20 protein-coding genes are annotated in these 23,787 nt (G+C 71.5%); 10 read left to right on the top strand and 10 right to left on the bottom strand.

Annotated features, from left to right (window positions below; genetic code table 11):
• The first annotated feature begins 44 nt into the window (after window positions 1–44).
• From mfd to OVA21_RS10075, 4 genes are all read left to right on the top strand, one after another.
• Window positions 45–3,713: a transcription-repair coupling factor gene (gene mfd / locus OVA21_RS10090; protein WP_096907134.1), complete on the top strand. Its 3,669-nt coding sequence runs from the start codon at window positions 45–47 to the stop codon at window positions 3,711–3,713.
• Window positions 3,710–4,672, top strand: coding sequence for a MazG nucleotide pyrophosphohydrolase domain-containing protein (locus OVA21_RS10085; protein ID WP_096907135.1), 963 nt, complete (start codon window positions 3,710–3,712; stop codon window positions 4,670–4,672). The genes mfd and OVA21_RS10085 overlap by 4 nt, the downstream gene beginning before the upstream one ends.
• A gap of 478 nt (window positions 4,673–5,150) precedes the next feature.
• Entirely contained in the window at window positions 5,151–6,884 is a 1,734-nt protein-coding gene (locus OVA21_RS10080; protein WP_096907136.1) for a sodium:solute symporter family protein, read from the top strand.
• Between the two features lie 18 nt (window positions 6,885–6,902).
• Window positions 6,903–7,034 (top strand): putative transporter small subunit, encoded by a 132-nt coding sequence (locus OVA21_RS10075; protein ID WP_096907137.1) that lies wholly within the window; start codon window positions 6,903–6,905, stop codon window positions 7,032–7,034.
• 152 nt (window positions 7,035–7,186) lie between these two features.
• On the opposite strand, the gene OVA21_RS10070 is transcribed toward OVA21_RS10075, so the two are convergent.
• The 9 genes from OVA21_RS10070 to OVA21_RS10030 all read right to left on the bottom strand — a co-directional run bounded on the left by OVA21_RS10070 (window position 7,187) and on the right by OVA21_RS10030 (window position 15,714).
• Complete coding sequence (locus OVA21_RS10070; RefSeq protein WP_096907138.1) at window positions 7,187–8,515, bottom strand: alpha-hydroxy-acid oxidizing protein; 1,329 nt, start codon at window positions 8,513–8,515, stop codon at window positions 7,187–7,189.
• Window positions 8,516–8,573: 58 nt separating this feature from the next.
• Window positions 8,574–9,212: a GNAT family N-acetyltransferase gene (locus tag OVA21_RS10065; protein WP_096907139.1), complete on the bottom strand. Its 639-nt coding sequence runs from the start codon at window positions 9,210–9,212 to the stop codon at window positions 8,574–8,576.
• A gap of 45 nt (window positions 9,213–9,257) precedes the next feature.
• Window positions 9,258–9,920 (bottom strand): CueP family metal-binding protein, encoded by a 663-nt coding sequence (locus OVA21_RS10060; RefSeq protein WP_173674811.1) that lies wholly within the window; start codon window positions 9,918–9,920, stop codon window positions 9,258–9,260.
• A gap of 90 nt (window positions 9,921–10,010) precedes the next feature.
• A complete protein-coding gene (locus OVA21_RS10055; RefSeq protein WP_096907140.1) occupies window positions 10,011–10,694 on the bottom strand; it encodes a DUF305 domain-containing protein in 684 nt (227 codons plus the stop codon).
• A gap of 35 nt (window positions 10,695–10,729) precedes the next feature.
• Window positions 10,730–11,170 (bottom strand): hypothetical protein, encoded by a 441-nt coding sequence (locus OVA21_RS10050; RefSeq protein ID WP_268092375.1) that lies wholly within the window; start codon window positions 11,168–11,170, stop codon window positions 10,730–10,732.
• Window positions 11,167–11,865 (bottom strand): hypothetical protein, encoded by a 699-nt coding sequence (locus OVA21_RS10045; RefSeq protein WP_096907142.1) that lies wholly within the window; start codon window positions 11,863–11,865, stop codon window positions 11,167–11,169. The genes OVA21_RS10050 and OVA21_RS10045 overlap by 4 nt, the downstream gene beginning before the upstream one ends.
• Before the next feature lie 71 nt (window positions 11,866–11,936).
• Window positions 11,937–13,931 carry a heavy metal translocating P-type ATPase gene (locus OVA21_RS10040; protein ID WP_268093137.1) on the bottom strand — a complete coding sequence of 665 codons (1,995 nt, stop codon included), beginning with the start codon at window positions 13,929–13,931 and terminating at the stop codon, window positions 11,937–11,939.
• The gene (gene cmtR / locus OVA21_RS10035) at window positions 13,928–14,269 is read right to left on the bottom strand and encodes a Cd(II)/Pb(II)-sensing metalloregulatory transcriptional regulator CmtR (protein WP_096907143.1); all 342 of its coding nucleotides are present in this window, start codon (window positions 14,267–14,269) and stop codon (window positions 13,928–13,930) included. Before cmtR ends, OVA21_RS10040 begins: the two co-directional genes overlap by 4 nt.
• 215 nt (window positions 14,270–14,484) lie before the next feature.
• The gene (locus OVA21_RS10030; RefSeq protein WP_096907144.1) at window positions 14,485–15,714 is read right to left on the bottom strand and encodes an oxygenase MpaB family protein; all 1,230 of its coding nucleotides are present in this window, start codon (window positions 15,712–15,714) and stop codon (window positions 14,485–14,487) included.
• 45 nt (window positions 15,715–15,759) lie between these two features.
• On the opposite strand from OVA21_RS10030, the gene OVA21_RS10025 reads away from it, so the two are divergent.
• From OVA21_RS10025 to OVA21_RS10010, 4 genes are all read left to right on the top strand, one after another.
• Complete coding sequence (locus OVA21_RS10025; protein ID WP_241261671.1) at window positions 15,760–16,353, top strand: TetR/AcrR family transcriptional regulator; 594 nt, start codon at window positions 15,760–15,762, stop codon at window positions 16,351–16,353.
• A 193-nt stretch (window positions 16,354–16,546) separates the two neighbouring features.
• Window positions 16,547–17,224: a lytic transglycosylase domain-containing protein gene (locus OVA21_RS10020; protein WP_268092374.1), complete on the top strand. Its 678-nt coding sequence runs from the start codon at window positions 16,547–16,549 to the stop codon at window positions 17,222–17,224.
• A 204-nt stretch (window positions 17,225–17,428) separates the two neighbouring features.
• Entirely contained in the window at window positions 17,429–19,270 is a 1,842-nt protein-coding gene (locus tag OVA21_RS10015; protein ID WP_096907147.1) for an ABC transporter transmembrane domain-containing protein, read from the top strand.
• A complete protein-coding gene (locus OVA21_RS10010) occupies window positions 19,267–21,132 on the top strand; it encodes an ABC transporter ATP-binding protein (RefSeq protein ID WP_254050641.1) in 1,866 nt (621 codons plus the stop codon). Before OVA21_RS10015 ends, OVA21_RS10010 begins: the two co-directional genes overlap by 4 nt.
• 86 nt (window positions 21,133–21,218) lie before the next feature.
• On the opposite strand, the gene OVA21_RS10005 is transcribed toward OVA21_RS10010, so the two are convergent.
• Window positions 21,219–21,920 carry a hypothetical protein gene (locus tag OVA21_RS10005; protein ID WP_143337766.1) on the bottom strand — a complete coding sequence of 234 codons (702 nt, stop codon included), beginning with the start codon at window positions 21,918–21,920 and terminating at the stop codon, window positions 21,219–21,221.
• A gap of 57 nt (window positions 21,921–21,977) precedes the next feature.
• Here OVA21_RS10005 and OVA21_RS10000 point away from each other — a divergent pair, with 57 nt between their 5' ends.
• Window positions 21,978–23,231, top strand: coding sequence for an alpha/beta fold hydrolase (locus OVA21_RS10000; protein WP_268092373.1), 1,254 nt, complete (start codon window positions 21,978–21,980; stop codon window positions 23,229–23,231).
• Window positions 23,232–23,265: 34 nt separating this feature from the next.
• Window positions 23,266–23,781, top strand: a complete 516-nt coding sequence (locus OVA21_RS09995; protein ID WP_268092372.1) for a hypothetical protein — start codon at window positions 23,266–23,268, stop codon at window positions 23,779–23,781.
• Window positions 23,782–23,787 lie beyond the last annotated feature (6 nt).

Here is a 23,787-nt window from a genome sequence, read left to right as displayed (position 1 = left end):
CACACCCCCGCTCGACGAACCCCCTACCCGGAGGATCCACACGCGTGACCACCACCGCCACCGCCACCACTCCCGCGACCGCCGCACTGTCCGGTCTGGCGGGTGCGGTCCTGGCCAACCCGGCGCTGGCCGACCTGCGCGACGGTCTGGACCGGGACATGGCGGTGGTCCGCGCGCCCGAGGCGCTGCGGCCGTTCCTCGTCGCCGCGGTGGCGCAGCGCGCCCCCTTGTTGGTGGTGACGGCCACGGAACGCGAGAGTGAGGAACTGGCCGACGAGCTGTCGGGGCTGTACGACGACGAGGTCGCGCAGTTCCCGAGCTGGGAGACCTTGCCCCACGAGCGTCTCTCGCCGGCGGCGGACACGATCGGTCGCCGGCTCGAGGTGCTGAACTCGGTGTTGTCGGGGCGGCCGCCGGGGATCGTCGTGGCGGCGGCGCGGTCGGTGGTGCAGCCGATCTCGCCCGGCGCGGCCCGCCGGGAGCCGGTGCGGCTGGCCAGGGGCGCCGAGCTGGACCCCACCGACCTCCTGGTTCGGCTGGCCGAGTTCGCCTACCTGCGCGAGGACATGGTGGCCCGGCGCGGTGACGTGGCGGTGCGCGGCGGCATCGTGGACGTCTTCCCGACCACCGCCGATCACCCGCTGCGCATCGAGTTCGACGGGGACACGATCGCCGAGATCCGCGAGTTCTCCGTGGCCGACCAGCGCTCCCTGCCCGACGGCGAGGTGGAGTCCGCGGTGCTGTTCCCGTGCCGCGAGCTCCTGCTGGACGACGCCGTGCGGGCCAGGGCGGGGGAGCTGGCGGCCGAGCACCGCGCCAACCCGACGCTCGCCGAGCTGCTCGACTCGCTGGCCGAGGGCATCCCGCGCGACGGCATGGAGGCCCTGACCTCGGTGCTCGTGCCGGAGGACATGACGACCCTGCCGATGCTCATGCCCGCCGACACCCGCGTGGTGGTGTGCGACCCGGACAAGGTTCGCCGCCGCGCCGCCGACCTGGCCTCCGCCGGCCGGGAGTTCCTCGAGGCCTCGTGGACCGCGGCCACCATGGGCGGCGACGCCCCCGTGGACAGCGAGACGCTGGACCTGTCCGGCTCGGGCTACCGCACCTTCTCGGCCGTCCGCTCCGAGGCCACCGAGGCGGGCCGTGCGTGGTGGCAGCTCGTCCCGCCCGGGTTCCTCACCGACCCCGAGGACGGCGCGGTCATCACCGTCCCCGCCGGTGACCCGCCCGCCCCCCGCGGCAAGGACTCCGAGATGGAGGCCATGTTCGTCCGGCTCCGCGCCCTCGTCGGCGGCGGCGGACGGGCCGCGATGGTCGTGCCCGGCCACGGCACCGTCGCCCGAATCCTGGAACGCCTGTCCGAGACCGAGGTCCCCGCCACGGCCGCGACGGCGGGATCCGCACCGGCCTCCGGGCTCGTGTCGGTCTATGAGGCGGTCCTGCACGGCGGGTTCTCGCTCACCGAGGGCGCCGCCGGGGTGGCGGACGACCTCGTCGTCGTCTCCGAGACGGACCTCACCGGCAACCGCCTCGGCTCCACCACCCGCCCCAAGGCCCGCCACTCCAAGCGCCGCAACCAGGTCGACCCGCTGGCACTGAAGGCCGGCGACTGGGTGGTGCACGACCAGCACGGCATCGGCAAGTTCGTCGAGATGGTCGAGCGGCAGGTCCGCGGCGGCGACGGCTCCTCCCGGCGCGAGTACCTGGTGATCGAGTATGCGCCCGGCAAGCGGGGCGCGGCCGGCGACCGGCTCTACGTGCCCATGGAGTCGCTCGGGCAGCTCAGCCGCTACGTCGGCGGCGAGGCCCCGACGCTGTCCAAGATAGGCGGCGCCGACTGGCAGAACACCAAGCGCAAGGCCCGCAAGGCCGTCCGCGAGATCGCGACCGAGCTGGTCCAGCTGTACGCCAAGCGGCAGTCCGCGCCCGGGCGCGCCTTCGGCCCCGACACCCCGTGGCAGCGCGAGATGGAGGACGCGTTCCCCTTCACCGAGACCGTCGACCAGCTCACGGCGATCGAGGACGTCAAGGGCGACATGGAGAAGACCGCCCCCATGGACCGCGTGGTGGTGGGCGACGTCGGCTACGGCAAGACCGAGGTCGCCGTGCGCGCCGCGTTCAAGGCCGTGCAGGACGGCACCCAGGTCGCGGTGCTGGTGCCGACCACGCTGCTCGCGCAGCAGCACCTGGCCACGTTCGCCGAGCGGATGACCGGTTTCCCCGTGACGATCCGTGGACTGAGCCGTTTCACCTCCGACGCCGAGGCCAGGAAGATCCTCGCCGGGTTGGCGGACGGGACAGTGGACGTGGTGATCGGGACACACCGGCTGCTCGCCACGGGCGTGAGGTGGAAGAACCTCGGCCTGGTGATCGTGGACGAGGAGCAGCGCTTCGGCGTGGAGCACAAAGAGCACATCACCTCCCTGCGCACCCACGTGGACGTGCTCACCATGTCCGCCACCCCGATCCCGCGCACCCTGGAGATGTCGCTGGCGGGCATCCGCGAGATGAGCCAGATCCTCACCCCGCCCGAGGAGCGCCTGCCGGTCCTGACGTACGTGGGCGCGCACTCGGACAAGCACGTCGCCGCCGCCATCCGGCGCGAGCTGCTGCGCGAGGGGCAGATCTTCTACGTCCACAACCGCGTGCGGACCATCGACTCCACCGCCGCGAAGATCCGCGACCTGGTGCCCGAGGCGCGCGTCGTGGTGGCGCACGGGCAGATGGGGGAGGAGCAGCTCGAGCAGACGGTCGGCGGCTTCTGGAACCGCGACTATGACGTGCTGGTGTGTACGACCATCGTCGAGACGGGCCTGGACATCTCCAACGCCAACACGCTCATCGTGGACCGCTCCGACCAGCTTGGCCTGTCGCAGATGCACCAGCTGCGAGGCCGCGTGGGCCGGTCGCGTGAGCGCGGGTACGCCTACTTCCTCTACGACCCGGAGAAGCCGCTCACCGAGACCGCGTACGACCGGCTCGCGACGATCGCGCAGAACAACGACCTCGGCGCCGGCATGGCCGTGGCGATGAAGGACCTCGAGCTGCGCGGCGCCGGCAACGTTCTGGGTGCCGAGCAGTCGGGGCACATCGCGGGCGTCGGGTTCGACCTCTACATCCGTCTCGTGGGCGAGGCGGTGGAGGCCTACCGCGCGATCGCCGACGGGGAGAAGGTCGAGGTCGAGGAGGAGGTCGGCGAGATCCGCATCGAGCTGCCCGTCGACGCGTACATCCCCGTGGAGTACGTCGACGGCGACAGGCTGCGGCTGGAGGCGTACCGCAAGCTGTCGCAGGCTAGGGAGGCCGCCGATATCGACGCGGTGGTCGAGGAGCTGCTCGACCGCTACGGGCCGCTTCCCGCCGAGGCCCGCCGCGTGGTGTCCGTCTCGCGGCTGCGGTTGGTCGCGCAGAAATACCGGGTCCGCGAGATCGTCCTGGCCGGCTCGCGCCTGCGCGTGGGGCCGCTCGACCTGCTGGACTCGCAGCAGATGCGGCTCAAGCGCATGTACCCGGCCGCGCAGTACCGGGCCACGCAGAAGACCGTGCTGCTCCCGCTGCCCAAGGCCGCAGGCGCGCGTGCGGGTGCCGGCGGGGAGAAGGCGCGCGACGACGAGATGCTGCAGTACGCCGCCGACTTCCTCACCGCGATGGCCGGGGATCCGGAGGGGTCGAACCCGGTGATCCAGCCGGAGACGGTGCCCGCGCGATGAGCCCGGGCGGCGGGCGGCCCGACTCAGACGCGGACCCGGGCGGCGGGGGCGGGCACGGAAGCCCCGGCGGCGCCCGCGGCCCCAGTGGCCCCAGCGGCCCCGGCGGCGCCCGCGATCCCCGCCGAGAAGAGGATTTCGCACGAGTCCACTCGACCGATACGAGCGAAACCCTCTTCTCGACGGGCGCCGGGGACCGGCTGGCCGAAGCCATCGAGGTGATGGCCCGCATCCGCCGCGACGGCGAGTGGGAGTCCGCCCAGACCCACGCCTCCCTCCTGCCGTATCTGCTCGAGGAGTCGTGGGAGCTGGTCGACGCAGTGGCGGACGGCGACCGCGACGAGCTGGTCTCGGAGCTCGGCGACCTGCTGCTCCAGGTGCTGTTCCATGCCGCGATCGGGGCCGAGCGGGACGAGTCGCCGTTCGACGTGCAGGACGTGGCCGGGGCGTTGCTCGACAAGCTCCGACGCCGGGCGCCGTACTGGTTCACCGACGGGCCCGGTCGTGGGCCCGGGGCCCTCGATGCCGCCGAGCAGGACCGACTGTGGCAGGAGGCCAAAGCCGCCGAGCGCGCCGGTCGCCTACCGCGCGGTGTGGTCGAGGGAATCTCCTGGGACATGCCCGCACTGGCACTGGGGCAGAAGGTTCTCGAGCGCGCCCGGTCGGCCGGGATCCCCGACGATCTCGTGCCCGATCGGATGCGGGTCGTCCACGTCGGTGCCGGGGGGTTGTTCCGCGCCGCCGCCAGCGACACCGCTGCCGACGCCGACGCTGCCGCCCACGCCGCCGACGAGGCCTCCGACGCCGACGGCTCCGGCTCGGCGGAGGTCGAGTACCGACGGGTGGTCCGCGAGTTCGCCGAGACCGTCAGGGCCGCGGAGTCGCGGCTGCCCGTGCCCGCGGCCGAGGCCGGCGCGGATGAGTGGCGTGCCGCGTGGCACCGCCGCACCGACCGGCACTGATCCACACCTCGGAACACCCGCCTCCCGCACGCCGCCGACCAGCCCGCCGCCGACCCGCCCACGGGTGCGCCCGGCCGAGGGGTGGTCCTCGCAGTCACCTGCTGAGGGATGTGAGCCCACTCTTAAGTTGACGGCGCTCAGTCCGCGGAGCGCACGCTCGCCGGGGTCGACCGCTGCCGCTTGATCTTGGGCCATCGGCGCAGGCAGGACCCGCAATGTTTGCATCCGTTCGCAACTTTCTGGGGTCGGTGATCTGGCAACGTTCATCCACAACATTCCCTGAGCATCGGCCTCGGCCCCGAGGCCCGTTTGGGGTTTTCCTCCATCTTGTGGCCGGGTCGCAGGCCGTCGAACGGTGGGGAGCGGGCTCCATTTTGGACCTCCCGACAATGCCTCTTACCTTGGTGATTCTCAGTTTCCCGTCAGGGTTCTCTATGCTGGGCCCGTTGTTCTGACAATAAGAGAGAGAAAGGCAGATATGGATTTGCTCGGCTCTCCCGCGCTGAGTGCGACTGCGCTTGTATTGCTACTGCTGCTGTTCTACGGCGGCACCATGGTCATGTCCATGCGGATCGCGCGCAAGGACGAGAACGCTGACAACTACATGACGGCCGGTCACCGGATCGGATTCGGCATCTCGGCGGCGTCGATGACGGCCACCTGGATCTGGGCCTCGTCGATGTACGCCTCGGTCAACTCCGGCTACCTCTACGGTGTGTCGGGACCGATCCACTACGGGCTCTGGGGTGCCCTGATGATCCTGTTCATCTACCCCTTCGGTCGACGCATCCGTAAGGTCGCGCCCCAGGCTCACACCCTGGCCGAGGTCATGTTCGCGCGCCACGGGCGCTCCTCCCAGCTGATGCTGGCCGGCTCCAACATCCTGGGCTCGGTCATCTCGCTGACGTCGAACTTCATCGCCGGTGGCGCCCTGATCGCCATGCTCAGCCCGTTCAGCTTCATGCAGGGCATCGTCGTGATCGCCGCCGGTGTGCTGCTCTACACACTGTGGTCCGGCTTCCGCGCCTCGGTGCTCACGGACTTCGCCCAGGTGCTGGCCATGCTCGGCGCGGTCATCATCATCGTGCCGTCGATGTTCTTCTTCCTCGGCGGTGTCGAGGTGTTCTCGAGCGGTGCGGCCAACCTCACCCCGCAGCAGAGCAACTTTTTCTCCTCGGACGCGTTCCTCAACCAGGGCGCGCCCTACATCGCTGCCGTGCTGGCCTACGCGATCGGCAACCAGACCATCGCCCAGCGCCTGTTCGCGGTGCGCGAGGACCTGATCAAGCCGACGTTCATCACGGCGACGATCGGCTACGGCGCCACGATCATCGGCATCGGCATGGTGGGCGTGCTCGCCCTGTACGCGGGTATCGATCCCGTGGACGGCGACCCCAACAACATCCTGCCGCAGGTGGCCGCGGAGTACCTGCCGGGCGTCCTGGTCGCGGTGTTCTTCATCATGATCATCGGTTCGCTGTCGTCGACCGCGGACTCCGACCTGTCGGCCATGTCGTCGATCGCCATGACCGACGTCTACGGGCAGAGCCTGCGCAGCAAGGGCAAGGTGCCCAACCCGCGCACGATGCTCATCGTGGGCCGGCTCACGATGGTCGTCGCCACCGCTGCGGCGCTGGTGTTCGCCAACATCCGCTTCAACATCCTCGACCTGTTGGTCTTCGTGGGTGCCCTGTGGGGTGCCCTGGTGTTCCCGGTGATCGCGAGCTTCTACTGGAAGAAGGTCACCAACATGGCCTTCACCGTGTCCGTGCTCGCGGCGCTCGCGGTGTTCCTGCCGACCCGTTTCGGTGCCATCCCGGACAGCGGCGTGCTCGCGTACGGCATCGAGGCGCTGGCAGTGGTCGGCGTGGGCGTGGTGCTCGGGCTGATGGTCTTCGGGTTCTTCGGCCTGCGCCCGGCGCTGGTCGTCGGCGCGATAGCAGCCCTGGGCAGTGCGCCGTTCATCTTCGGCTTCCTGCGTGACTACGACACCCTGACCGCCTCGCTCGTGGCGTACGCGGTGAGCACGATCGTCTGTGCCGCGATGTCCTTCCGTAGCTCGATGGACTTCGACTTCGCCAAGATCGCCGCCCGCACCGCCGACTACGACACGGCGGAGTCGGCGGAGGCCCTCGAGGCGCAGTCCGACGACGACGGCCGCGACCAGAACGTCCGAACCGATGACGACGACGACGACCTCGTCCGCGTCTAGGAAGGAAGGCAGCTGACAATGACACCGATCCTTCTCACGATCTACGTCCTGATCTGGCCCGTCATCGTGGCCGGCGTCCTCGCCGTCCTCGTCCGTGGCTTCGTCAAGGAGGCCGCCGAGGCCAGGCGCGAAGGCGACCCGATCATCTAGGTCGCCACAGAGCTGGCACGTTGCAGAGCTGGCCAGCCACGGAGCTGGCCCGTTGCAGAGCAGAGCCCCCGGTAGGCAGTCGCCGACCGGGGGCTCTGCTCATGCCCGAACCACGACCACGCCGAGAGCGAGCCCCGGGCCGGGCGCGAGTCTCAGGCCAGGAGTGAGGCGTCTACCTCGTCCCACGAGCTGGCGCCGCTCAGCGACATGGTGAGGTCGATCTCGGCGAGCAGGTTGTCGAGCACCTCGCCGACGCCGTGTTCGCCGGCGATGGCCAGGCCGTAGACGTGGGGCCGGCCGATCGTCACCGCGTTCGCGCCGCACGCCATGGCCTTGACGACGTCGGTGCCGTTGCGGATGCCGGAGTCGAGCAGCAGTGTCGGCTCCGGGCCGACCGCCTCGCGGATCGCCACGAGGGAGTCGAGGGTGCCGATCGACCCGTCGACCTGGCGGCCGCCGTGGTTGGACACCATGACCGCGTCGACACCGGCATCGAACGCCTGCCGGGCGTCATCGGGGTGCAGGACGCCCTTGAGGACGATCGGCAGCCTCGTCCGGTCCCGCAGGGTCGCCAGGTGGTCCCAGCTCAGTGCCGGGTTGGAGAACGTGTCGAGGAACGTCTGCACGGCGGCGCGGGTCTCGGGGGCGCGCAGATTCTCCCGCGTCGAGCCCGGGTGGTTGCGCGCCATCTCGAGCAGCGTCAGCGCCGCCTGCGGGGTGACCTTGACGGCAGCGGCATCGGCATCGGCATCGGCGCCCGCCGCGGCCTCGCGCTCGACCCGCTCGGCGACCAACTGCCGGAAACGCGGGTCCGAGGTGTACTGCGCTATCCCGACGCCGCGGGTGAACGGCAGCGAACCGAGGTCGAGGTCCCACGGCCGCCAGCCCAGCGTGGTGGTGTCGAGCGTGACGACCAGGGCCCCGGCGTCGATCGCCTCGGCGCGGGCGATGAAGCTGTCGACCAGCTGCTCGTCGCTGCTCCAGTACAGCTGGAACCAGCGGGGGCTGTCCTGCATCGCCGCGGCCGTGGCCTCCATGGGCGAGGAACCCTGCGAAGAGAAGATGTACGGAAGTCCGCGCCGGGCGGCGGCCCGGCCGACCATGACGTCGGCGTCGCGACGGATGAGTCCGGCGGCGCCGATCGGAGCCACCAGGACGGGCGCGGGGAGCGTCTGCCCGAGCACCGTGGTGGAGATGTCGCGCCGGGAGGTGTTGCGGAGCATGCGCGGCACCAGTCGCCGGCGGTCGAAGGCCTCGCGGTTGGCGGCCATCGTCTGCCCCGAGCCGGCGCCTCCGTAGACGTAGGCCCAGGCCTTCTTGCCGCCGGGTCGTCGCAGGAGCGCGCGGCGGGCGGCGGCTTCGAGCTTCTCGGCGCCGGTCGGTACCGCGGGGGTGATCCCGGAGACGCCGGAGCGGTAGATGATGTTCTGGCGCGCGCGGCCGAGGGTGCCTGTGATGGGGGTCACGAAGTCTGCCGTCATAGCCGTGAGCGTACTGAGGCCTTCATCGCGTGCGCGGAGGAGGTGCCGCCCGGCGGGTCTACTCCGCGCGTCCGTCGGGCCGGTCGGACCGGTCCGCGCTGTCGACGAGCCGACGGACCATGGCGGTCGAGGACTGTCCGGGAAGCGTCGGCACGGAGCCCACTGCCTCGAACCCGAACCGCTCGTAGAGGCGACGGCTCGCCGGGGTGGTGGATTCGAGGAACGCCAGCGGGTTCGCGGAGTGGTCGACGACCCTCAGGCGGTGCGCCAGCAGTGCCGATCCGACGCCCTTGCCGCGGGCCTGGGGACCGGTGCCGATGTCGCGGATGTACCAGTGCGGTTCGGTGGGCCGATAGGCCTCGATCTGGAGAGTGTGCCGTGCGCCGCGGCCCAGGGGGAGCCGGCCCAGCGTCCACAGGGCCGCACCGGAGATCGCTCGCCGGGCGGTGCCCAGAGCGCCGGGCGCGGCAGGGGGCTGCCACAGGACGGCGCCGACGACGCGGCCGTCGTCCATCGCGATGTCGGCCCACTGGGGGTGTCGCCGCACCCGGCGGAGGTAGTACAAGGTGAGTTTGGTGTGCCGGGTCTCGTCCTCGGGCAGCGTGACCGACCATGCGGGGTCGTCGCGGAACGCCTCGCTGAGGATGCGGGCGATCGCGGGTGCGTCGGCGCGCGTGGCGGTTCGGACGGTGACCATGGGCGGGGCTCCTGGCGGGTGCGGGTCGGGTGCGGCGTCGGGCTCTTACGTCAGGTGCGCCGTGGTCAGGCAGGTGAGGTCGTCGTCGCCGGTGGCGATCGGCACCGTCGAGGACTTTCCGTCGTGCTCGACGGTGAGGGTGCCGGTGAGGTCGCGGGTGAGCCACAGGCCGACAAATCCGTTGTTGTAGGCCGTGCGGGTCTCGTCGACGACCGTCCGCCCCGTCTCGTCGGTCACGGTGATGTCGACGGGCTCGCCGGCCATCTCGCCGAGGCAGGTCGTCAGACTGTGGAAGAGACAGTCATGGGTCTGGTCCTCGTAGGGCGCGACGGACAGGTAGAACTGCTCGTCCGGCATCGGCAGGGTCGCGATGGAGCCGGCGGCGGTGTCGGTGAGGACGAGCTCGGTCGGCTGGACCGAGGCGAGGAGGGTGTCGGGGCGCTCGGCGACGGGCATGGTGTCGAGCCGCTCGATCACCCCGCGGGCGTCCATGTCGGTCAGGCCGTACCGGTCGAGGACCTCGGTCGCCGCGGCCTGGCTCGACTCGCTCTGGTTCTGCCCGCTGTGGTTCTGCCCGCTCTGGTTCTGCCCGCTGGGGCTCTGGTCCGCCTGGCCGGGTGGGGTGGCGCCGCAGGCGGTGAGGGTGAGCCAGCTCGCGGTGAGGGCCGCGGCCAGGGCCCGGCGACGCAGTCGAGGGGTGGTGGTCATTGCTGGGCGGGCTCCTTGTCGGGTATCACGCTGTCGGGTATCACGCTGCCGGGTGCCGCGTGGCCTGTCAGGCCTCACAATGCGCAGGCCTCACATCGCGGCGAGCATCTCACGCATGCGCGCGATCTCCTGCTGCTGGGTGTCGATGATCGACCGGGCCAGGTCGACGGTCGGCTGATAGGTACCGTCCGATACCTCCCCCTGTGCCATGTCGATGGCGCCCTCGTGGTGGGCGATCATCTGCTCCAGGTACAACCGCGCGGCGTCGGTGCCCTCGGCGTCGAACAACTGCTGGAGCTCGTCGGCGGAGAGCATGCCGTCCATCATCGACATGTCGTTGCCCATCACGGGCATGCCGCCGCCCCCGTGACCCCGGTGGTCGTCGCGCGGTCCGGGCGGCTGGCCCCATTGATCGAGCCACGCTTCCATCTGATCGATCTCGGGGTTCTGTCCGGCCTTGATCTCCTCGGCGAGGGCGGTAACGTCGGCGGGCACGTCGGGCTTGGCGAGCATGATGTCGCTCATCTCGATCGCCTGCTCGTGGTGCGGGATCATCATCCGCACGAACATCACGTCGGCGGCCGAGCGCTCACCCTCATCGGCGGGAGCGTCGGCGCCGGGTTCGGGCGGAGCGTTCGTGCCGGACTCCGCGCTGGCGTCGGCGGCGGTGCCGGCCGGGGCGGTTGCGGTGTCGTCTCCGCCCCCGGCGCAGGCGGTCAGGGCCAGCGCGGACGCGGCCACCGCGGCGGAGACCAGGAGCTTCGTGCGGGTCATGGCGGGTGTCCTCTCCTCGGGGATCGGTACCGTGCTCAGCCCAGGGTATGCAGAACCGCGAGTCCGAGCGCCCCGCACGCGGCGGCGACGAGCAGGGAGGCGAGCGTGCCGATGATGAACCGCTCGCTCACCGCCGGGTTCTCGCGGATCTCGGGGTAGCGGCCGAGGGCCTTGATGGCCACGACCACCGCGGCGAGTTCGAAGCGTCCGGCGAGGATGGCGGCGGTGAGGCCGACGCGTTCGAGGATGCCGATCCACATCCCGCCGCGCAGGACCTCGCGGACCGCGGGGGCGGGGTCGTCGCGTCGGCGCATCACCGGGGTCCGCGCGTCGCCGCTGACCTCGACGGTCAGGGGTTCTGGCACCCGCGCCGAGCGCAGGACGAGCGACGCGATGGGCGAGCCGAGTGCGACGGAGGCGATCAGGCTCAGCGCCACGACGATCGCGACGAGGATCCAGTCGGGCCAGCTGCTCATCGGTCGGCCTTCCCACGCCCGCCGTCCGCGGCCTTCCCGCGCTGGCCGCTCGCCGGGCTGCCGGACTCGCCCACGGCCGCGTCGTGCGCGCCGGCGAGCAGCCGGTCGAGCACCGGGTACGCGGCGCGCTCTTCGCGGATCTCCGACAGCCGCAGCGCCCCGGTGACCGAGGCGGGCGTGATGCCCAGCTCCTCGGCGGCCGCCACCTGAGTGGGGGAGCGATCGACGGCGTCCACCACCCGCCACTGCGGCTCGGTGCGTCCGAGCACGAGTGGCGCGACCAGTGCCCACACCGCCTCGCAGTCGGCGGCCCACGCCGTCGCCGAGCCGCGGTCGTCCCGCGATCCGGGGTCGCCCGGCACCCGTATGGCCACCGAGCCGGGGAGGCCCTTCGCGGCGTCGACGGCGTCGCGGGCGGCGAGGTAGGCGTCCCCACGTCCGGCTCTGGTCCCGGAGGAGTAGGACTCGTCGTCGACGTCTCCCGCCCCGACACCGCAGTGCCAGTCACCTTCGCGCAGGGCGACGAGCAGCGCCGACCGCACCGCGGCAGGGTCGTCGAGCAGGCCCTGGACCTCGTCTCCGGCCGTGCGCTCGAACGCGGCCGCGGTCGGGATGTCCGCCAGTGCGTCGATCAGGGCGGGTACCCGGTCGGCGCTGCTGCGGCTGCGGCGTTGGTCGATGGTCACCACGTACATGAGGCGATCGTGCCACACACCGCCGACATAAGGTGAAAACACCTAAAACCGGCAAATTAGCCGTTATCGGCTCATTTGACGATCTGAGGCGTTCGGGCCTCACGCACGGGCGCCGTCGCCGCAGGTGTCGACGGCGTCCGCGCCGCCCGCAGCCCGTTGAGGATCACGATGACCTCGGCGATCTCGTGGACGAGGACCACCGCGGCGAGCCCGAGAACCCCGGTGATCGCCAGCGGGACCAGGGTCGTGATGAGGATCAGTGAGAGGACGATGTTCTGGTTGATGATCCGGCTGCCCCGGCGGGCATGCGCGAGGGCCCGGGGGAGGAGCCGCAGGTCGGTGCCGGTGAAGGCCACGTCCGCGGACTCGATGGCGGCGTCGGATCCGGTCGCGCCCATCGCGATTCCGACGTCCGCGGTGGCCAGTGCCGGGGCGTCATTGATGCCGTCGCCGATCATCGCCGTGCGCCGGGTGCGGGCGAGCTCGGCGATCGCGTCGGCCTTGTCGCCGGGCGAGAGGTCGGCGCGGATGTCACCGATGCCGGCCTGCGCGCCGAGCGCGGCCGCCGTGCGCGGGTTGTCGCCGGTCAGCATGCTCACGCCGATGTGGTGGTCGGTCAGGGTGGCGACGACGACGAGGACCTCCGGCCGCAGTTCGTCGCGGATGCCGATGGCGCCGATCGGGCGGCCGTCGCGGTGGACCACCACCACGGTCATGCCCTCGTGCTCCAGGGCCGTGATCTGCCCGGTGAGCTGTCCGGCGGCGAGCCGGCGTGGTGAGCCCACGGTGACGAGGTGTCCGTCGACGGTGCCGCAGATCCCGTGCCCGGCGGCCTCCTCGACGTGCTCGGCGTCTGTGGTTCCCGGCCCGGAGACCCGCTGGCCTGCCGGGTCCTGCCGGGCGGCTCCGGCGAGGGCGGCGGAGGTGATGGCGGCCGCCAGCGGGTGGGTGCTGTGGCGCTCGACGGCCGCGGCCAGGGAGAGCACCTCGGACTCGCTGGTGCCCGGGGTGGTGAGGACTCGGACGACCGACGGTTCGTTGCGGGTGAGGGTCCCGGTCTTGTCCACCGCGAGGTGACGGATGGTGCCGAGCCGTTCGAACGCCGCCCCGGACTTCACGATGACACCGAACCGGCTGGCCGCGCCGATCGCGGAAACCACGGTGACGGGCACCGAGATCGCCAGGGCGCAGGGCGAGGCGGCGACCAGGACGATCAGCGCGCGGGTGATCCACAGCTCCGGGTCGCCGAGCAGCGAGCCGATGCCCGCGACGAGCAGGGCCAGCACGAGCACCCCGGGGATCAGCGGTCGGGCGATCCGGTCGGCCAGGCGGGACCGGTCGCCCTTCTCGGTCTGGGCGCGCTCGACGAGGTCGACGATCGTGGTGAGTGTGTTGTCGGTGCCCGGGGCGGTGGCGGTGAGGTCGAGGAGGCCGGAGGTGTTGATCGACCCGGCGAGGACGCGGTCGCCGGGCGCCACCTCGACGGGCATCGACTCGCCCGTGACCGCGGAGGTGTCGACGCTGCTGCGGCCGTGGGCCACGATCCCGTCGGTGGCGACGCGCTCGCCCGGCGCCACGACGAGCGTCTCTCCGACCCGGAGTTCGGCGGTCGGGATCTCGGTGGTGTCGGCGCCCCGGCGGACGGTGGCGGTGTCCGGGACCAGGCGTAGGAGAGAACGCAGGCCGGAGCGGGCGCGGTCCATCGCCTTGTCCTCGAGCGCCTCGGCGATGGAGTAGAGGAAGGCCAGGGCGGCGGCCTCCTCGACGTAGCCGAGGATCACGGCGCCCACGGCGCTGATGGTCATGAGCAGCCCGATGCCGAGCCGGCCGCTGGTGAGCAACCCGCGGATCGCGCCCGGTGCGAACGTCGAGCCGCCGAGGATGAGGCCGATCCAAAACAGGGTCTGGCCGGCCGGTCCGGCGCCCGTCCATTCCGCGGCCAGGCCCGAGACGAACGCGACGCCGGACGCGGCCGGGATGAGGATCGCCGGGTCCCGCCACCACGGCCGGTCCTGCTCCTCGGGCTCGTCGGGCGAGGTCGCCTCGCACCCGCACGCGGACGTCATGATGCCGCGCAGGTGGGGCAGTCGGAGACCGCGCACTCGGCGTCGCGGTCCACGGCGAGCGTGACGTCGAGCAGCGCGGTGAGTGCGGCCTCGAGGTGTGGGTCGGCGATCTCGTAGCGCATCTGCCGACCCTCGGCCGCGGCCACGACGATCCCGCAGTCCCGCAGGCACCCGAGGTGGTTGGAGACGTTGGGCCGGGTCAGTTCGAGTTCGCGGGCGAGGTCGGCCGGGTACCGGGGCCCCTCGAGCAGGCACAGCAGGATCCGGGACCGGGTGGGGTCGGCCATCGCCCGGCCGAGCCGATGCATCATGTCGAGGCGGGTGGCACGTGTCAGCATGCGCTGAACTGTACAGCGCGCGCTGAACTGACGCTGAGCCACCAGGCGGCTGTCTGACCTCCTCGCCGCCATAGCCCGCCGACAAGAGGAATTCGTGCACCCGTCTCTCGGGCGATACGCGCGAAATCCTCTGCTCGGCAGGCAGGCAGGAAGGCAGGCAGGCGGGAGGGCAGGCGGGCGCGGGTCGGGGCGGGCCCCTCGGGGGGAGTCCGGCGTCAGGTGGTGGCGGGGCGGCCGATGTCGGGCCGGGAGTCGCCGAAGGTCTCCTTGCGCTCGCGGGCCCGGACCTTCTCGCCCCACGACTCGAGCCGGGCCCGGCCCCACGGCGTGCGGTAGCGCAGGGTGTTGAGCGGGACGAGGTAGGCGTGCGCCCACGGCGGGCGGACCGGCAGGCCGAACTCCCGCATCGATTCCGGGCCGAGGAGCACGGTGAGCATGCTCAAAAGCCGCTCATGACCCACCCGGGCGCGTAGGCGGGGCAGCGGCCCGCTGCGGTGGCGGCGTCGTTGGGACTCCACCAGTGCCTGCGTGAGCTTCGGCCCGGCCTCGGAGATGCCGGCCTGGGACAGCAGGATGTGGTAGTTGACGCGGTGGCGTTCGCGCTCACCCTCGACCAGGTAGTGGTCGGCCACGCCCATGAGCCAGCCGACGTAGCGCCACATGTGCATCACCGCGTCCGAGTCCCTGCGGCTCACAGGCACGCCGAGGGTGCGCACCCCGAGCAGGACCACGGCGTCGAACAGGCCGAGGGTCGAGGCCAGGTCGCTCTGGTTGATGGGCAGGCCCCAGCGCTGGCTGTCCCAGCGCGGCTCCATGGCGTTGTTGACCACCGCGTGCATGGCCCGCACGTGGCCGGTCAGTCGCCACGCCTCACCGCCCGGCCGCAGCCCGTCCGGGATGGACAGCGACATGGTCCAGTGGCTGGTCTCGGCCAGGCGGCGCAGCGTGGTCTCGCCGGTCAGGCCGCCGGTCGCCACCAGCAGGTCGGTGGGTCCGCCGAACCGGTAGCCGCCGATGAGGGACAGCTGTAGCAGGATGTCGGCGGCGTTCTGGCCGAAGCGCAGATAGGCCTTCTGTCCTCGTTCGACCTTGTCCCAGTCGACCCAGTCCGGGGTGCCCTCGAGGTGCGCGATGTAGTCCCGCAGGATCTGAGGCGCGTCGTCGGGCAGGCCGGCCGAGCCGGAGTGCAGCGCCTCATCGAGCTGGCGGCGGGTCACCGCGCCGGGCTCGCCGGACCGCAGCCGCATGGCGCGGGCGAGCTGATCGCCTAGATCGTCGCGTTCGAAGTAGTCGCGGCCGATCCGGTCCATGAGCTTCTCATCGAGGTGGCCCACGCCGGCGATGGGCTTGAGGGCGCGTCCGAGGCGACGGCCACGCTCCTCACCCTCGCGGAAGCGCTGGGGGTACGGCATCACGGATGCTGTCTTTTCGGACGTAGCAGTCATGCCATGACTATGACGCGAGTTTTTACTCGCATACAATTCGCGTTTATGAGAAGGGTGCCCAAGCAGGCCAGATCCCGCGCGATGGTGGAGCGAATCGTGGAGGCTGCTCGCGTTGTGCTCGTGCGCGACGGCTACGAGTCGTTCACCACCAACCGCGTCGCCGACGAGGCGGAGGTCAGCCCCGGCTCGCTGTACCAGTACTTCCCGGACAAGTCCGCGCTGGTCGCGGTGGTCATGGACCGGTGGTCGGCCGAGATCTCCGACCGGGTCGCGGCATCGCTCTCGGCCACGGGCCCGGTCGACGTGAAGAGCCCGGCGACGGCCCGGTCGATCGCCGACGCCCTGCTCACCGCGCTCGAGGCCGACGCCGGACTGCTGCGCATCATGTGGGAGGAACTGCCCGCGGTACGACACCGGGCGGCGCAGCACGCCCTCGAGCAGCGGGTCCGCGAACTCCTGGCGGTCTACCTCGCGGCCGCCGGCGCCACGAGCGGGGACCCGGCGGCCCGGGCGTGGGTGATCGTCATGGCGGTGGAGAACATCGCCGTGCGGTGGGTGCTGGACCGTCCCGCCATCAGCCGGGACGCGCTGCTCGACGAGCTCACCGCGCTGGCCGGGGGATTCGGTGGGCGCGGCTGACACGGTCGCCCGCCGCTTACCTCGGCGCCCGCGGCTGCCCGGACGCGCGCGGCGCCGGCCCGCCGGGAATCGGGGGATACCCCGACGCGCTGCCGGGCCCCGCTCGGGCAGACTTGAGCGCGATGCCCACCCTGACCCCCCGCGCCACCGCGAGTCTCGCGGGCCTGGTCGCCGTTGCCGTGTTGTCGTCGTCGTGTTCCTACGGGCCCACCCGCGAGGCGCCGACCCCCATCCCCCGGGCATCCCGCCCGCCGCCGGGGCCCCGGTGCCGAGCGTCGACATCAACGCGCCCGGCCGCACCTCCGACCAGCTGCGCGAGTGGGCGGCGGGCCTCAACGAGCCGATGAACATCCCCGTCGCCGCACTCGCTGCCTACGGCAACGCCGCCGAGACCATGCGGCAGACCCGTCCCGAGTGCAACCTCGCCTGGACGACGCTCGCCGGGATCGGGCACGTGGAGACGCGGCACGGCCGGTACCGCGGGGCGTCATTGAGTGACGACGGCTACGCGCTCCCGCCGATCATCGGCATCAAACTCGACGGCTCGCCCGGCTTCGCCGACATCCCCGACACCGACGGCGGCGAGCTGGACGGTGACACCGAGAACGACCGGGCCGTCGGGCCGATGCAGTTCATCCCCGAATCGTGGCGCAAGTACGGCGTCGACGCCAACGGAGACGGGCGCGCCGATCCGAACCAGATCGACGACGCCGCCGTGTCCGCCGCGCGCCTGCTGTGCACGAACGGGGGAGACCTCTCTCAGGCCGAGAACTGGCAGCGGGCCGTGCTGTCCTATAACGCGTCGCGCGAATACGTCATGGACGTGCGCGACGCGGCGGCCGCCTACTCGGTGGGGACGACCGCGCCGTAGGCGGGCTACGTAGGCGGGCGTCGTAGGGGGACGCCACGCTGAATGCTGCCTCACCCATTGGGATGCGCTTGACCTACGGGGCCCCGCAGGTGAGGCGCAATCCGACAGGTGAGGTGTGGGCGCCGCTGCGCGGGCCCCGCGAACTACGCTGCTGAGTCGGCCGAGTTTGCAGGCGAGATCACCAACGGCGGGAGTCCCACACCCATGTCAGCACCGACGTCGACGCGCCGGCAGCCCGCGGGCGCCCCGACCACGGCGGATGCGCCGACCACCGCCAACGGGCTCCTGCTCCGCGCGGTCCGGCGCCGCCGGCACCTGGTGGTCCCCGGCCTGGTGCTCATGACCCTGTGGCAGCTGTGTGAGGCGCTGGTGCCCATCGCGATCGGCGTGATCGTCGACGTCGCGATCATCCCGCTCGACCGGTGGGCCCTGCTGTGGTCGGTCGTCGGGCTCATCGCGCTGTTCACCGTGCTCAGCCTCGGCTACCGGTTCGGCGCCCGGATGAGCAATCGGGCCCTGCAGGAGGAGGCGCACGACCTGCGGGTCGAGGTGACGCGGGTCCCGTTGACCCGGCGGCGCGCGATGGACGGTGCGAGCTCCGGTGACGTGCTCTCGGTGTGCTCGGCCGACGCCGACGTCGCCGCGCTGGTATTCCGGCAGATCGCGCTCGGCGGGTCCGCGGTGATCAGCATCGTGGGGATCTCGGTCTACCTGTTGTGGACCGACTGGCTGGTCGGGCTCATCGTGCTCATCGGCGTCCCGCTCAGCCTCGTGCTGGTCGCCCTGCCCAGCCGCACCATCTCCCGGCACAGCACCGCCCAGCAGGCCGCGATCGGGCGGGCGAGCAGCCGCGCGACCGACATCATGGCGGGCCTGCGCGTGCTCAAGGCCGGCGGCGGGGAGCGCTGGGCCGCTGAGCAGTACCGCACGGCGTCCGAGGAGGCGGCCGCGGCGGGGATCGTCACCGCCGAGCGGACGGGGCGGGTCCAGGGGATCGGCTCGCTCGGGATGGCCGTGGTCCTGGCGCTGGTGCTGCTGGCCGCCGGCTACCGCGTCCTGGCCGGCGAGATGGAGATCGGCACGCTCGTCTCCGTGGTGGGCGTGGCCGTCTTCTTCGAGGAGCCGGTCCGGATGATCACCCAGATGGTGTCGATCTCCGCCCGGTCCCACGGCGCGGCGCAGCGGCTCGTCGACCTGCTGGGGTCGGCGCCGGTCGACGACTCCGGCGACGAGGTCCCCGCGGGGGCGCGGTTGGAGGTACGCGGGCTGGCGCTGCCCGATGGTCGCTCCCTCGACCTGGAGGTCGCCGAGGGGGCGGTCGTCGCGCTCGTGGCCGATCAGCCCGCCGCCGCGAACGCCATCACCCTGGCGATCGCCGGGCACGGCGACGGGGCCGACGCCGTCCTGGTGGGCGGGCACCGACGCAGTCACCTGGCACCCGCCATCGCCGAGCATCTCGTCGCCGCGCCGCACCGAGTGGACCTGTTCGTCGGCACCATCCGTTCCAACATCGCGATGAAGCACGTCGGCGCGGGGGACGACGACGAGCTCGGTGGCCCGGGGGGCGGCGGTTCGGGACATGGCGGCCCGGGGGACGACGACGAGCACGGTGACCCCGCCGCCGGTGGCGTGGCCGCCACCCCGATCTCGCATGAGGTCCTGCGGGCCTCGGCGGTCGCGGAGATCATCGAGCACCTGCCCGACGGGCTCGACTACGCGGTGCAGGAAGGCGGCCGGAACCTCTCCGGCGGTCAGCGGCAGCGGATCGCGCTCGCCCGCGCCCTTCACGCGGACCCGGACGTGCTGGTGCTCCACGAACCGACCAGTGCGGTCGACGCCGTCACCGAGTGGGAGATCGCCCAGGCCGTCCGCCGACTGCGGACGAGTCGGCCGCGGCAGGCCACGCTGATCGTCACGTCGTCGCCGCCGTTCCTCGCGACCGCCGATCGGGTGGTCCACCTGCCCCGCAGCGGCGAGGCGCGCACGGGCACCCACCTGGAACTGCGCGAGGCATCAGCCTCCTACCGGACGGCGGTCGACCGATGAGCACCACCGAGACGGGGACGACCCGCGGGATGACGAACACCGCCACCGCCACCGCCACCGCCACCGCCACCGCCACCGCCGGCACCGCCGCGGACGGCCCGGACGCGGCGGGCTCGTCAGGCGCGCTGCCGCTGGCGACGGGCCGCGAGTCCCTCGCCGTCCTGTGGCCGCTGCTCCGGCAGCGGCGCGGATACCTGGCGCTGGTGTGCCTGGCCGGGCTGATCGGGTCCGTGGCTGGCCTCGTCGCACCGTGGGTGATCGGCCGGCTCGTCGACGACCTGCCCGGCAGCGAGGACTACACAGCGGTGTGGATCGGCGCGGGCGCCATCGCCGTGGCCGGCATCGTGGGCGCCGGCTGCACCTGGGCCGGGCAGGCGTGGCTCGCCCGGCTCACCGAACCGACCGTCGCCCGCCTGCGCGAGATGGTGATGGACTGCTCCCTGCGCCTCGGCGCCGCTCAGATGGAGACGACCGAGACCGGCGACCTCGTCTCCCGCGTCGCCGAGGACGCCCGCGAGATCAGCCAGGCCGCCACTGCCGTCATCCCGCTGGTCGTGCAGTCGGCGTTCACGGTGATCGTGTCCGGGGTCGGGCTCGCGACGGTCGACTGGCGGCTCGGGCTGGTGGGGCTGCTCGCGCTGCCGATGTACTGGACGACCCTGCGCTGGTACCTGCCCCGGTCCGGCCCCATCTATGCCGCCGAGCGCGCCGCCTTCGGCACCCGGGCCAGCCGTCTCCTCGGGGGCATCTCCGGGTCCCGCACCCTGCACGCCTACGACGCCCAGGACTCCGAGCTGGAGCGGATCACCGCCGCCTCCGCCCGCGCCCGCGACCTGTCCATCGAGGTGTTCCACTTCGTCACCCGAGCCTTCAGCCGCAACAACCGCGCCGAGGTCACCGTCCTCGGGCTGCTGCTGGTCGTGGGGTTCTTCCTCGTGGACTCCGGCGCCATCACCGCCGGCGCCGTGACCACGGCCGCGTTGCTGTTCCATCGGCTGTTCAACCCGATCGGTGCGCTGGTCGGCATGGTCGATCAGGTCCAGTCCGCCGGTGCCTCGCTGGTGCGGATGGTCGGGGTCATCACCATGCCCGTGCCCGAGAGCACCGCTACGCTGCACTCCACCGCCGCCGGGCCCGGCCCGCTCGAGCTCACCGGCATCACCCATACCTATGGCGAGGGCGCTCCGGCGCTCATCGACGTGGACCTCACGGTCGCGCCGGGCGAGGTGGTCGCGGTGGTCGGGTCCACGGGCGCCGGCAAGAGCACCCTGGCGCTGGTCGCCGCCGGCTCGGTGGTGCCGACGCGGGGGAGTGCGCGACTGGGCGGGGTCCGGCTGACCGACGTCGACCCGGTAGCGCTGAGGCAGCACGTCACGATGGTCTCGCAGGAGGTGCACACCTTCGCCGCCACCGTGGCCGAGAACGTCCGCGCGCCCCGGCCTGAGGCCGGTCTCGCCGAGGTGCGCGCCGCACTCCGGACCGTCGGCGCGGACTGGGTCGACGACCTGCCCGACGGCGTCGACACTCTCATCGGTGAGGGTGGACATGCGCTCGATCCCATGCAGAGCCAGAAGATCGCCCTGGCCCGCGTCGAGTTGGCCGGCCCGGACGTGGTGATCCTCGATGAGGCCACCGCCGAGGCCGGGTCCGCCGGAGCCCGTCGCCTCGACGCGGCTGCCGCTGCGGTGCTCCGCGACCGGGCGGGTCTGGTGGTGGCGCACCGGCTGAGCCAGGCCGCGGCCGCCGACCGCATCCTGGTGATGGACCACGGCCGGATCGTCGAATCCGGCACGCACGACGAGCTGCTCCGGGCGGACGGGCGGTACGCCGAGCTCAGCCGGGCGTGGTTCGGGGGCGCGTGACGTAGGCGTGCGTCGGTGGCGTCAGCGACAACGACGACAACAACAGCGACGACGACGAGGGCGATCGTTCGAACCGGTCGGCGTCCTCAGAGCCCGCGGCACAGCGCGAGGAGCCGCCGGGCGGTGAGGACGGCGAACACCGACCAGGGCAGCAGCGAGGCGAGGGCAAAGGCGAGTCCGATCGTCCCGACGTTCGACGGCACCGCCATGAGGACCGCGGCCGCGAGACCCCACACCGCGGTGGCGCGACTGAACACGGTGCTGCGGTAGATGAGGATGCCGAAGATGAGCAGGGCGGCGAAGTTGAGGACGTAGTAGACGTCGAAGGCGGTGCCCGTCCACGTGGCGAGCATGCCCTCCCCGGTCGCCAGCAGCGCAGCCCCCTCAGCGGGGCCGGCCTCCGCGTAGGCGCGGGCCAAGTGGAGCATCTCGATCGGGCGGGGAGAGGACATGTAGGCCGCCATTCCGATCCCGCCCAGCCCCAGCGCGATCACGACCGCGGACCGGCTGACCCGCCACAGCACGACCGCCAGAGCGGCGTAGAGCAGGAGGGTCAGCAGGTTGCTCACCGGGTAAAGCAGGTCCAGCATGAGCAGCCCCGCGACGGGATTGTCGGCGAGCACGAGGAAGAAGCCCTCGACGGTGTCCGGGAAAGGCCAGAGGAGGTAGACGATGATCTGCACCGCGATGAGCGCCACGCTGGCCAACGCCGCCCACGCACCGGTCCGGACGAGACCACGCCAGCTCCGGACGTCCGCGCGGACTGCGGCATCGTCGATCGGCGTCATCGCGGACATCCACTCTGTCGGACTCGTATTGTGTGAAGTGTAGGCGGAGGAGTCATCGTGACCAGTCGCACGCGGGAACCGAAAGGCCGGGCCCACGCCTGGGTTACCGCGGCCGCCGTGGTCGTCGCCGTCGTCGTCTTCCTCCCCGTCCTCCTGTTGCCCCTCACCACCTCGGTCCCGATCTGGGCGTGGCTTCCACTGCTCGTGGTCGGCGTGGCCGCGCTGATCTGGCTCGTCATCGGGCGCCGGCGGCGATGGGTCAGGCCGGCCGCGGTGGCAGTGGTGGCCCTTGCCGCGATCGGGGCGGTCGTCGCCTCGCAGACGCTGGCGGTGACGCCGCCGATCACCGGGCCGGACGGCGAGCGGGTGCCCGGCAGTATCGCGTCGATGGAGCAGGTGGACCTGGGCGGCAGCGAGCAGTGGATCACCATCCGCGGCCATGACGAGTCCAATCCGGTCCTGCTCAACCTCGGGATGGGCGGGCCCGGGGGCGGGGGGTTCTTCAATTCGAGCGAGTTCCGGCCGCTGGAGGAGCACTTCACGGTGGTGAACTGGGACGAGCCGGGCACCGGCAAGTCCTATGGCGCCGTGCCGTTCGACGAACTCGACCGGGAGCGGTTCGTGGACGACGCCACCGCCCTCACCAATCATCTCCGCGAGCGATTCGGGCAGGACAAGATCTACATCTACGGGGTGTCGTGGTCGAGCATCATCGGCATCTGGCTGGTGCAGGAGCATCCCGAGCTCTTCCACGCCTTCATCAGCAGCGGTCAGATGGTCAACACAGGCGAGAACGACCGGATGGGCTACGAGCTGGCGTTGGCGCACCTGGAGGAACAGGGGGAGACCGGGCGAGCGGAGAAGCTCCGCGAGAACGGGCCGCCGCCGTACCACGGTGACGCTGTGGTGTGGCCGTACGTGGACTTTCTCGATGTGCTCAACGAGATCATGGGGGTTCCCCGCTACACGGTGGTCGTGCCGCTGCTCGGGTTCCTCGTGCCCGAGTACGGCTACGTCGACACGATCAATCACACCCGCGGCTTGATTGACTCGTTCAACGCCGTCTATCCGCAACTGGAGGACCTGGACTTCGTCGAACAGGCCCCGTCGCTGGAGGTGCCGGTGTTCTTCTTCGTCGGCCGCGACGACGTCAATGCGATGCCGAGCCTAGTGGAGGAGTATTACGAGATGCTCTCGGCGCCGGAGAAGGAACTGATCTGGCTCGAGGGTGGGCACGGTCTCGGCAGTGCGGAGAACAAGGACCTGTTTGTCGACGTGATGCTCGCTCAGGTGCGGCCGCTGTCGCGGTGAGACCTGCAACGAATCGAGAGAAAGGAGCGCCTCGGTGAGAACCAGACGCCCATGGGCCACGTATTCAGTCACCGCCGGGATCGCGTTCTGGACTGTGATGGCGTTCGGGGGCAGCGTCGGCCTGGCGTCCTCGCCCGACGGGTCGGCGATGGGATTCGACACCGCGTGGTTGCAGGACACGCCCTTCAGCGACTACCTCCTCCCGGGCGTGATCCTCGGCCTCCTCGGTGTGGGCGGGGCCGCCGCCACCGGGCTTCTGGTCCGTGGACTGCGCGCACCGGGGCGGCGGGGGAGGCGTCAGGGCGCACCCTCCGCCTGGCAGTGGTACTTCGCGCTGATCGTGGTGCTCGGGCAGTTCGGATGGATCGCGGGCGAGGTCGTCTTGATGTGGACCGTCGTGTCGACGCTGCCGTCTGACCAGAGAACGTTCTTCTACGGGTTCTGGTGGGTGTTCGGGGTGCTGAGCACGGCGAATCTACTCCTGGCGTTCGCGCCGTCGACGCGGCGGATCCTCGGGGCCGCCGGGGCCGCCGGGCCGTCGTTGCGCTGAGGTGAA

Source organism: Dietzia sp. SL131 (assembly GCF_026672565.1).
Lineage (GTDB): Bacteria > Actinomycetota > Actinomycetes > Mycobacteriales > Mycobacteriaceae > Dietzia > Dietzia kunjamensis.
Note: the sequence above shows the minus strand (reverse complement) of the source record. Positions and strands in the feature narration are given on the sequence as shown.